This window comes from Streptomyces sp. NPDC057939, from assembly GCF_042887545.1.
GTDB lineage: Bacteria > Actinomycetota > Actinomycetes > Streptomycetales > Streptomycetaceae > Streptomyces.
On record NZ_JBHVPG010000072.1, the window covers coordinates 25,498 to 35,336 of the forward strand.

At 73.1% G+C, this 9,839-nt stretch carries 8 protein-coding genes; 7 read left to right on the forward strand and 1 reads right to left on the reverse strand.

The window, feature by feature from the left end; genetic code table 11:
- The first annotated feature begins 15 nt into the window (after positions 1–15).
- Entirely contained in the window at positions 16–1,683 is a 1,668-nt protein-coding gene (locus tag ACFVS6_RS39590; RefSeq protein WP_389711380.1) for a GMC oxidoreductase, read from the forward strand.
- A 22-nt stretch (positions 1,684–1,705) separates the two neighbouring features.
- Here ACFVS6_RS39590 and ACFVS6_RS39595 read toward each other — a convergent pair whose 3' ends face one another.
- Positions 1,706–3,502: an AMP-dependent synthetase/ligase gene (locus ACFVS6_RS39595; protein WP_389711381.1), complete on the reverse strand. Its 1,797-nt coding sequence runs from the start codon at positions 3,500–3,502 to the stop codon at positions 1,706–1,708.
- A 265-nt stretch (positions 3,503–3,767) separates the two neighbouring features.
- Here ACFVS6_RS39595 and ACFVS6_RS39600 point away from each other — a divergent pair, with 265 nt between their 5' ends.
- The 6 genes from ACFVS6_RS39600 to ACFVS6_RS39625 all read left to right on the forward strand — a co-directional run bounded on the left by ACFVS6_RS39600 (position 3,768) and on the right by ACFVS6_RS39625 (position 9,738).
- A complete protein-coding gene (locus ACFVS6_RS39600; RefSeq protein WP_389711382.1) occupies positions 3,768–4,550 on the forward strand; it encodes a metallophosphoesterase in 783 nt (260 codons plus the stop codon).
- A gap of 126 nt (positions 4,551–4,676) precedes the next feature.
- On the forward strand, positions 4,677–5,117 hold the full coding sequence (locus ACFVS6_RS39605) for an SRPBCC family protein (protein WP_389711383.1): 441 nt from the start codon (positions 4,677–4,679) through the stop codon (positions 5,115–5,117).
- A 1,094-nt stretch (positions 5,118–6,211) separates the two neighbouring features.
- Positions 6,212–7,354 carry an ArsA-related P-loop ATPase gene (locus tag ACFVS6_RS39610; RefSeq protein WP_389711384.1) on the forward strand — a complete coding sequence of 381 codons (1,143 nt, stop codon included), beginning with the start codon at positions 6,212–6,214 and terminating at the stop codon, positions 7,352–7,354.
- A gap of 67 nt (positions 7,355–7,421) precedes the next feature.
- Positions 7,422–7,895 (forward strand): DUF5304 family protein, encoded by a 474-nt coding sequence (locus ACFVS6_RS39615; RefSeq protein WP_389711385.1) that lies wholly within the window; start codon positions 7,422–7,424, stop codon positions 7,893–7,895.
- Between the two features lie 61 nt (positions 7,896–7,956).
- Entirely contained in the window at positions 7,957–8,898 is a 942-nt protein-coding gene (locus ACFVS6_RS39620) for an ROK family glucokinase (protein ID WP_389711386.1), read from the forward strand.
- A gap of 69 nt (positions 8,899–8,967) precedes the next feature.
- Entirely contained in the window at positions 8,968–9,738 is a 771-nt protein-coding gene (locus ACFVS6_RS39625; protein WP_389711387.1) for an endonuclease/exonuclease/phosphatase family protein, read from the forward strand.
- Positions 9,739–9,839 lie beyond the last annotated feature (101 nt).

Consider the following 9,839-nt stretch of genomic DNA (forward strand, 5'->3'; position numbering starts at 1 on the left):
GCTCATGATGCGGCCATGACACCCAACCTGACGCGTCGTCATGTCCTGGGGCTCGGCGCCCTCCAGGCCGCCGCGGCGCTCGGCTTCACCCGCATCGGTCCGGCCGCCGCCGCGGGCGCCGAGCCGCCGCCCGCCCGGTACGCCCCCGCCATCGTCGTCGGCTCCGGCTACGGATCCGCCGTCGCCGCCCTCCGGCTCGGGCAGGCGGGCGTACGCACCGTCGTCCTCGAAATGGGGCGGCTGTGGGACACCCCCGGTCCCGACGGCAAGATCTTCCCCGCGACCTCGGCGCCCGACCACCGCTCCATGTGGTTCCGCACCCGCACGGAGGCCCCGCTCGCCCAGTTCCTCTGGCTCGACGTGGTCAACCGCGACATCAGCCCCTACCCGGGAGTCCTGGACCGGGTGAACTACGGCGACATGTCCGTGTACGTGGGACGGGGCGTCGGCGGCGGCTCCCTGGTCAACGGCGGGATGGCACCCACCCCGCGCCGCTCGTACTTCTCCGAGGTGCTGCCCCAGGTCGACGCCGACGAGATGTACGGCACCTACTACCCGCGCGCCCGAGCCATGCTCGGCGTCAACGACATCGACCCGGCCTGGTTCGAGTCCACCGAGTGGTACCGCTTCGCCCGGACCTCGCGCAAGCACGCCCACAACACCGGCCTGAAGACCGTGTTCGTGCCCAACGTCTACGACTTCGACCACATGAAGCGCGAGGCCGCCGGCACCGCCCCCCGCTCCGCGCTCGCGGGCGAGGTCATCTACGGCAACAACCACGGCAAGAAGAGCGTCGACAAGACCTACCTGGCCGCCGCCATCGGCACCGGCAACGTCACCATCGAGACCATGCAGCGGGTGGTCGGCGTCCGCCCCGACCCGGAGGGCGGCTACGTCCTCACCGTCCGGACCAGCGACCTCAGCGGCCGCGTCACCCAGGTCCGCGAGCTGGGCTGTCGCCAGCTCTTCCTCGGCGCCGGCAGCCTCGGCACCACCGAGATCCTGCTGCGCGCCCGCGAGACCGGCACCCTGCCCGCGCTGAACGACCAGGTCGGGCTCGGCTGGGGGCCCAACGGCAACGTCATGACCGCCCGCGCCAACCACATCTGGGACACCGTCGGGGCCAACCAGGCGACCATGCCCGCCCTCGGCATCGACGACTGGGACAACGCCGCCAACCCGGTCTTCGCGGAGATCGCCCCGCTGCCCATGGGCTTCGAGCACTGGATCTCGATGTACCTGGCCATCACGAAGAACCCGGAGCGCGGACACTTCACCTACGACGCCGCCGCCGACTCCGCGCGGCTCCAGTGGCGCCGGGAACAGAGCGACCCGTCCCTGAACGCGGCCAAGAACCTCTTCGACCGCATCAACCGCAGGAACTTCACCGTGTACCGGCACGACCTCTTCGGCGGCAACCGGGCCTTCGCCGGCGACTTCACCTACCACCCGCTCGGCGGCTGCGTGCTCGGTCGCGCCACGGACACCTACGGCCGCGCCAAGGGCTACCAGGGCCTCTACGTCGTCGACGGCTCCCTGGTCCCCGGCTCGCTCGGGGTGAACCCGTTCGTGACGATCACCGCCCTCGCGGAGCGGAACATGGCGCGGATCCTCGCCGAGGACCCGCGCCAGGCCGACTCCATGGGACGGGCCGCTCCCTCCGGAGGGGCCGTTCCCTCCTGACGGGTCGTTCCCTCCGGATCCGTCAGGCCCGGTACAGGTTCTCGATCTCGTCCGCGAAGTCCTTCGCCACCACGTTCCGCTTCAGCTTCAGCGACGGCGTGATGTGGCCCGACTCCTCCGTGAACTGGGAGGGAAGAATGCGGAATTTCCGCACCGATTCCGCCTTGGAAACCGCCGCGTTGCCGTCGTCCACGGCCTGCTGGACGGCGGCGATCAGGTCCGCGTCCTCACGCAGCTCCGCCGCCGTCACGCCCGCCGGCTTGCCGTTCTCCGCCGCCCAGCGGCCGAGGAACTCCTCGTCGATGGTGACGAGCGCCGCCACGAACGGCCGCGCGTCGCCGACCACCATGCACTCCGCGACCAGCGCGTGGGCGCGGATCCGGTCCTCGATCACCGCGGGCGCCACGTTCTTGCCGCCCGCCGTGACGATGAGTTCCTTCTTGCGTCCGGTGATCGCGAGGTAGCCGTCCTCGTCGAGGGTGCCGACGTCGCCGGTGTGGAACCAGCCGTCGGTGAGCGCCTCGGCGGTCGCCGCCTCGTTCTTCCAGTACCCGGTGAAGATGTGCTCGCCGTGCAGCAGCACCTCGCCGTCGTCCGCGATGCGCACCACGGAGCCCGGCAGCGGCTGACCGACCGTACCGATCTTCTGCTTGTCCCACGGGTTGAACGTGGTGGCCGCGCAGGACTCGGTCAGGCCGTAGCCCTCCAGCACCGTGAAACCGATGCCGCGGAAGAAGTGCCCGAGCCGCTCGCCCAGCGGGGCGCCGCCGGAGATCGCGTACTCGCCGCGTCCGCCGAGGACCGCGTGCAGCTTGCTGTAGACGAGCTTGGAGAACAGCTTGTGCTTGAGCTTCAGCCCGAAGGACGGCCCGCGCGGGGTGTCCAGCGCCCGGCTGTACGCGATCGCCGTCTCGGCGGCCGCGTCGAAGATCTTGCCCTTGCCGTCGGCCTGGGCCTTGGCGCGCGCGGAGTTGTAGACCTTCTCGAAGACGCGCGGCACGCCGAGGATCAGCGTCGGCCGGAAGGACTGCAGCTCGTCGGTCAGGTTCTTGATGTCCGGTACGCAGCCCAGCCGGATCGGCGCCAGCACGGCCGCCACCTCCACCAGGCGCCCGAAGACGTGCGCGGCCGGCAGGAACAGCAGCACCGAGCACTCGCCGGTCTTGAACAGCGGGCTCAGCCGCTCGACCGCGTTGCCGCACTCGGCGAAGAAGTTCCGGTGGGAGAGCACGCAGCCCTTGGGGCGGCCGGTCGTGCCCGAGGTGTAGACGATGGTCGCCGGGTCGTCGGCGTTCGCAAGACCGCTGCGCTCGTCGACCTCCGCGTCGGTGATCGCGGCGCCCGCGGCCTTCAGCGCCTCCAGGGCGCCCTGCTCGATCTCCCAGACCTCGCGCAGCTCCGGCAGCCGGTCGCGCAGCGCGGCCACGGCCCCGCTGTGGCCCGGGCTCTCGACGATCGCCGCGGCGGCGCCGGAGTCGCCGAGGATCCACTGGATCTGCTCGGGGGAGCTGGTCTCGTACACGGGGACGGTGACCGCGCCCGCGCTCCAGATCGCGAAGTCGAACAGCACCCACTCGTAGCGGGTGCGGGAGATCAGGGCCACCCGGTCGCCCGGCTGGATGCCCGCCGCCATCAGACCCTTGGCGGCGGCCCGCACCTCGGCGAGGAACTCCGTCGCGGTCACGTCCTGCCACCGGCCGTCGACCTTGCGGCTCATGACGGCGGTGTCTGGATGCTGAGCGGCGTTGCGGCGGATGAGATCCGTCAGGTTCCCGTCCGACGGGACCTCGTACAGAGCCGGAAGGCTGAACTCGCGCAAGACTGCTGCTCCTCTGGGCGCCATCGCCACCGTGTGGACCGACCGGACGTTACCCACCGGTAGTGGGTTCCGGATAGAGGGAACCGGCCAGATGTTCCGTGCGTCACATTCTGTACATCGTCAGACATTGCCATGACGCCGCACGCCCGGTATCGACGATGCCGACAGTAGTCGACCCCGTTTGCGACTAGGAAGTAACCGCAGGTCCGGTGGGCCTCCGGGGCCGCTCTACCCGTCGGGCCCGGTCGCCCCTAGGGTTGCGGGCATGGGTGGCAGCAGGAGTCGTACGAAGGTCCACGTCGTCAGCGACGTCCACGGCAACGTCGAGGCGCTGGCCCGGGCCAAGGACGGCGCCGACGCGCTGATCTGCCTCGGTGACCTGGTGCTCTTCCTCGACTACGCCGACCACTCGCGCGGCATCTTCCCCGACCTCTTCGGCGTCGAGAACGCCGACCGCATCGTGGAACTGCGCACGGCCCGGAAGTTCGGCGAGGCGCGCGATTTCGGCCGCCGACTGTGGGCCGGGCTGGACCGGGACCGCCTGATCGAGGAAGCCGTACGACGTCAGTACGCACAGATGTTCGCGGCCTTCCCCTCCCCGACGTACGCCACCTACGGCAACGTCGACGTCCCGTCCCTCTGGCCCGAGTACGCGGGCCCCGGCACGACCGTCCTCGACGGACAGCGCGTGGAGATCGGCGGCCGCGTCTTCGGCTTCGTCGGCGGCGGCCTGCCCTCGCCGATGCGCACGCCCTACGAGGTGAGCGAGGAGGAGTACGCCGCCAAGGTGGAGGCGCTGGGCGAGGTCGACGTGCTCTGCTCGCACATTCCGCCCGAGGTCCCCGAGCTCTGCTACGACACCGTGGCACGCCGCTTCGAACGCGGCAGCGAGGCCCTGCTGGCCGCGATCCGCCGCACCAAACCGCGGTACGCGCTCTTCGGGCACGTCCACCAGCCGCTGGCCCGGCGCATGCGGATCGGCGGCACGGAATGCGTGAACGTGGGCCACTTCGCCTCGACCGGGCGGCCGTGGGCCCTGGAATGGTGAACGCGCCGCCGCCCACCAGGCGGCCGGAGGCGCTGGAGTGGCCGCACCCACACGCGCGGTAGCCTTCACGCGGCGGCCGGAGGCCTCCCGCACACTTGTCGAACAGTCCCCGGAGGAGCGACCGCGATGGCGGAACACACCAGCTCAAGCATCACGATCGAAGCCTCGCCGGCCGACGTCATGGCCGTGATCGCCGACTTCGCCCGCTACCCCGAATGGACCGGCGAGGTGAAGGAGGCAGAGGTGCTCGCCACCGACGCCGCGGGCCGGGCCGAGAAGGTGCGCCTGCTGCTCGACGCGGGCGCGATCAAGGACGACCACACCCTCGCCTACTCCTGGAAGGGCTCGGACGAGGTCAGCTGGACCCTGGACAAGTCCCAGATGCTGCGCCAGCTCGACGGCTCGTACCGGCTGGCACCGCTGGACGGCGGCCGCCGTACCGAGGTCACCTACCAGCTGACCGTGGACGTCAAGATCCCGATGCTGGGCATGATCAAGCGCAAGGCGGAGAAGGTCATCATCGACCGCGCGCTGGCGGGCCTGAAGAAGCGCGTCGAATCCGCCTGACGCAGGGCCGGCCCGCCGCCGTGGCCGACCTTGGGCCGGGTGCGGATGCCGGGGCCGACGCCGCCGTGGCCGACCTTGGGCCGGGTGTGGATGCCGGGGCCGACGCCGCCGTGGCCGACCTTGGGCCGGGTGTGGATGCTGTGGCCGGCCCCGGGTCGGGTGCTGACGCCGGGGCTGGTGCTGACGCCGCTGGGCTGACCCCGGGCTTGGTGCGGATGCCGGGGCCGCCCCCGGGCCGGGTCCGACTCCAGGCCGGGTGCGGACGTCGGGCCGGGTACTGACGCCGGGGCTGACTCCGGGCCCGGCGCCGGCCCTGGGCTTGGCGCCGACCCGGACCTGAACCCGCCGTCCTGACGGGGCACCCGCACGGGGCGGCGTCCGGTCGCCCGCGCGGTCGCTCCGCGCCGGGTTCCCGCCACCGGCCCGACCGGTCGAGGCTCCGGCCGTCGGTCGGGGCCTGTCTGCTGGTTGGGATCCGCGTGCGGGCTGGGGCCTGTCCGAGGGTCGGGGCCCGTCTTGGGTCAGGGACCTGCCTCCGGGACGGGGCCTGTCCGAGGGCCGGGGACCGCTCCCGGTCGGGCTTGGTTCCGTCGCGCGAGTCGCGCCGAGTTCCGCTTTTGGTTCAGGGCCAGGGCCAGGGCCAGGGCCAGGGTCGGGGTCGGCGCCTGATCCACGGGCCGGTTCCCCGTTCCGGGGCCCCGCCGGTTTGTGCCCCGGACCCGGGCCTGGTTCCGCCCCGGACCGGTCCAAGGTTTTACCCCGGCCCGGGCCCGGGCCCGGGCCCGGATCCCGTCCCCGGCCCGGGTCCGGATCCCGTCTTCGGGTGGGGCTGGGATTCCGTCCCCGGCCCGGGTCCGGATCCCGTCTTCGGGTGGGGCTGGGATTCCGTCCTCGGGTGGGGTCCGTATTCCGTCCCCGGGCCCGGATCCCGGACCCGGCCCGGATCCCGGATCCCGGGCGGGGCCCGGGTTCCGGGCCCGGGATCCACCGGGCCCCGTCCCCGGGGCGCGCCCGTTCTGTTTCCGGCCGCGCTGCCCCGTCCTGTTCCCGGGGCGGCCAAGGGCCGCCCCACCGCCCCGTGCACGAGGAGAACCATGCCCCGCACCCTGCTGATCACCGGCCCCGGAGGGGCGGGGCGGACCACCGTCGCCGCCGCCACCGCGCTCGCCGCGGCCCGCGCCGGACAGCGGGTGCTGCTGCTCTCCGGGGACCCGTCGGCGGACCCCGGGACCGTCCCCGGGCTGCGATTCGCCGGCATCGACTCCGGCGAGGAGTTCCGCGTCGAGCTCGCCGCCCTCCAGGAACGCGGAGCCTCCCTCATCGGCATGCTCGGCGGACGCCCGCTCGGCGCCGAGGAGCTCACCGAACTTCCCGGCGCCGAACAGTTCGCCCTGCTCCGCGCCCTGCGCCGGGCCGCCGCCACACCCGCGACCGACCTCGTCGTCGTGGACATGCCCCCGCTGCACCAGACCGTGACCACCCTCGCCCTCCCCGCGCAGCTGCGCCGCTACCTGGCCAGGCTGCTGCCCGCCGAACGGCAGGCCGCCCGCGCCCTGCGCCCCGTACTGGCCCAGCTCGCCGGCGTCCCGATGCCCGCCCGGTGGCTCTACGAGGCCGCCGCCCGCTGGGACGAGGAGCTCGCCGCCGTACAGGCCGTCATCGAGGACGCGGGGACGGCCGTACGCGTCGTCGCCGAACCCGGGGCCGCCGCCGACGAAGCCCTGCGCTCCGGCCTCCTCGGCCTCGCCCTGCACCAGCTGCCCGTCACCGACCTGGTGGCCAACCGGCTCGCACCCCGGGACTCCGCCGACCCCTGGGTCGCGGGCATCGCCGCCCGGCAGGACGAGTTCCGCGAGGCGTGGAGCCGGCACCTCCCCGTCGTCGCCCTGCCCCACCCGGGCCGGGAACCGCGCGGCCCCGAGCAACTGGCCGCCCTCGCCGCCGCGGGCCCGCTCGTCCCGCCGGACGCCCCCGGACGCGCCCGCTGGAGCGTCGAGGACCGGCGACCCGAGGACGGGGTACTGGTCTGGGCGGTGCCGCTGCCCCGCGCCCGCAAGAGCGAGCTGGACCTGATCCGGCGCGGCGACGAGCTGCTCCTCGCGGTGGGCCCCCACCGCAGGATCGTTCCGCTGCCCTCTGCGCTGCGCCGCTGCACCGTTTCCGGCGCCGGCCTCACCGACGGCGTCCTGCGCATCCGCTTCACGCCGGACCCGCAGCTGTGGCCCCGGGCGCACTGAGCGCCGTACCGCCGTTCGGGTAAGGTCGAATGTGGCTGCACCGTACGCCCCGCAAGGAGAGTCCGCGATGAGCGAGACCGCCGACCGCCCCACCGATGACGACGCCTGGGCGAAGGCCTGCGAGGAGGACCTCGCTGCCGAGCGGCAGCGCCGCCGCGCCGGCCGGGACGGCGGCGGAGCGGGCAACGGAACCGCCGCCGAGGAACTGTTCAAGCTCTTCGACGCCGTGGCCGAAAAGGTCTCCTCCCTGAACAACCCGATCGTCGGCGCCGTCGCACAGGACGCCGTACGCCAGTTCGTCAACCAGGCCAAGACCGCGGCCAAGCCCGTCGTCGAACGCAATCCGGAGGTCTTCGACCACCTCGCGGCCGCCGGAGCGGAACTCCTCGCCGCCTACCGCTCGGCCGTCGAGGGCCACGAGCGCCGGTGGACGCGCGACGAACCGCCCACCGCGCCGAACCCCCGCAAGGACGGCGCCCCCGGCCACGGACCCGACGAGGACCCCGGAGCGGGCCCGGCCGAGCGGATCGATCTCGACTGATCCTCCGGCCGCCTCGGGTACGGTGGGCCGTGGCGGGGCTTGACCGGAAACCGAGGGACTAATGGGACTCACCATCGGCGTCGACATCGGCGGCACCAAGATCGCGGCCGGCGTGGTCGACGAAGAGGGCACCATCCTTGAGACGTACAAGGTGCCCACCCCACCGACCGCGGACGGGGTGACGGAGGCCATCTGCGCCGCCGTCGCAGAAGTCAGCAGCAACCACACCATCGAAGCCGTCGGCATCGGCGCCGCCGGATACGTGGACGACAAGCGCGCGACCGTGCTCTTCGCCCCGAACATCCACTGGCGCCACGAGCCGCTCAAGGACAAGGTCGAGCAGCGCATCGGCCTGCCGGTCGTCGTCGAGAACGACGCGAACTGCGCCGCCTGGGGCGAATACCGCTTCGGCGCCGGCCAGGGCCACGAGGACGTCATCTGCATCACGCTCGGCACGGGCCTGGGCGGCGGCATCATCATCGGCAACAAGCTGCGGCGCGGACGCTTCGGCGTCGCGGCCGAGTTCGGCCACATCCGCGTCGTCCCCGACGGCCTGCTGTGCGGCTGCGGCAGCCAGGGCTGCTGGGAGCAGTACGCCTCCGGCCGCGCCCTCGTCCGCTACGCCCGGCAGCGCGCCAATGCCACCCCCGAGAACGCGACGATCCTGCTCGGGCTCGGCGACGGCACCCCCGAGGGCATCGAGGGCAAGCACATCAGCCAGGCGGCCCGTCAGGGCGACCTGGTGGCCATCGACTCCTTCCGCGAGCTGGCCCGCTGGGCCGGCGCCGGACTGGCCGACCTCGCCTCCCTCTTCGACCCGTCTGCGTTCATCGTCGGCGGCGGCGTCTCCGACGAGGGCGACCTGGTCCTGGACCCGATCCGCAAGTCCTTCAAGCGCTGGTTGATCGGCGGCGCGTGGCGACCCCACGCGCAGGTGCTGGCCGCGCAGCTCGGCGGCAAGGCCGGACTCGTCGGCGCGGCCGACCTGGCCCGCCAGGGCTGACCCGCTCTTCATCGTGACCGCCCGTCGCGCCCCTTGGGGGAGCGGCGGGCGGCTGCGTATGTTGCGGACATGGACCCGACGCCGCACCTGCCGCCCAAGTCCCTTACGGAGCCAGATGGTTCCGTCGTCATCCGGGTACTCAGTTACAACATCCGCTCGTTGCGCGACGACGAGGACGCCCTCGCCCGGGTGATCCGGGCCTGCGAGCCGGACCTGGTCCTCGCCCAGGAGGCACCGCGGTTCTTCCGCTGGCGCAAGCACGCGGCCAGGCTGGCCGCGAAGTGCGACCTCGTGGTCCTCGGCGGAGGCGCGACGGCGGCGGGGCCGCTGCTGCTGTGCTCGCTGCGGGCCCATGTCGAGCGCACCGAGGACGTCCTCCTCCCGCTCACCCCCGGCCGGCACCGACGGGGCTTCGCCACGGCGGTGGTCCGCTTCGGGGCGGTCCGCCTCGGAGTGATCAGCACACACCTGTCACTGGCCCGGGACGAACGGATGCGGCAGGCGGTGGCGCTGCTGGACCGCGTGGCGTCGACGGACGCCCCGTACGTGATCGCCGGCGGCGACGTCAACGAGACCCCGGACGGGGCCGCCTTCCGCCGGCTCGCGGGGGCGCTCCAGGACTGCTGGGCGGTCGCTCCCTGGGGTGGTGAGCACACGTTCCCGGCGGCGGCGCCGGGTGCCGATCGGCGCATCGACGCCGTTTTCGCGTCCCGGGGGGTGGAGGTGCTGGCCTGCGGGGTTCCGGTCGGGGTGCCGGGGGTGGCATCGGCCGATCTGGGGGTGGCCACCGATCACCTGCCGGTGTTGGCCGTTCTGCGGTTGGCGGCTGCGCCGGCCTAGGCGTGCGGGGCGCTGCGCGGGGCTGGGCGTGCGGGGCGCTGCGCGGGCCGCTCCCCGCCCCGCCCCTTCGCCGTTTCCCGGGGCTGTGCCCCGGCCCCCCT

Excerpts from the sequence above, each read along its gene's own strand:
- ACFVS6_RS39590 (WP_389711380.1), top strand. The coding sequence starts at position 16 with ATGACACCCAACCTGACGCGTCGTCATGTCCTGGGGCTCGGCGCCCTC.
- ACFVS6_RS39610 (WP_389711384.1), top strand. The coding sequence starts at position 6,212 with ATGCCCCGCACCCTGCTGATCACCGGCCCCGGAGGGGCGGGGCGGACC.
- ACFVS6_RS39620 (WP_389711386.1), top strand. The coding sequence starts at position 7,957 with ATGGGACTCACCATCGGCGTCGACATCGGCGGCACCAAGATCGCGGCC.
- ACFVS6_RS39625 (WP_389711387.1), top strand. The coding sequence starts at position 8,968 with ATGGACCCGACGCCGCACCTGCCGCCCAAGTCCCTTACGGAGCCAGAT.
- ACFVS6_RS39605 (WP_389711383.1), top strand. The coding sequence starts at position 4,677 with ATGGCGGAACACACCAGCTCAAGCATCACGATCGAAGCCTCGCCGGCC.
- ACFVS6_RS39600 (WP_389711382.1), top strand. The coding sequence starts at position 3,768 with ATGGGTGGCAGCAGGAGTCGTACGAAGGTCCACGTCGTCAGCGACGTC.
- ACFVS6_RS39615 (WP_389711385.1), top strand. The coding sequence starts at position 7,422 with ATGAGCGAGACCGCCGACCGCCCCACCGATGACGACGCCTGGGCGAAG.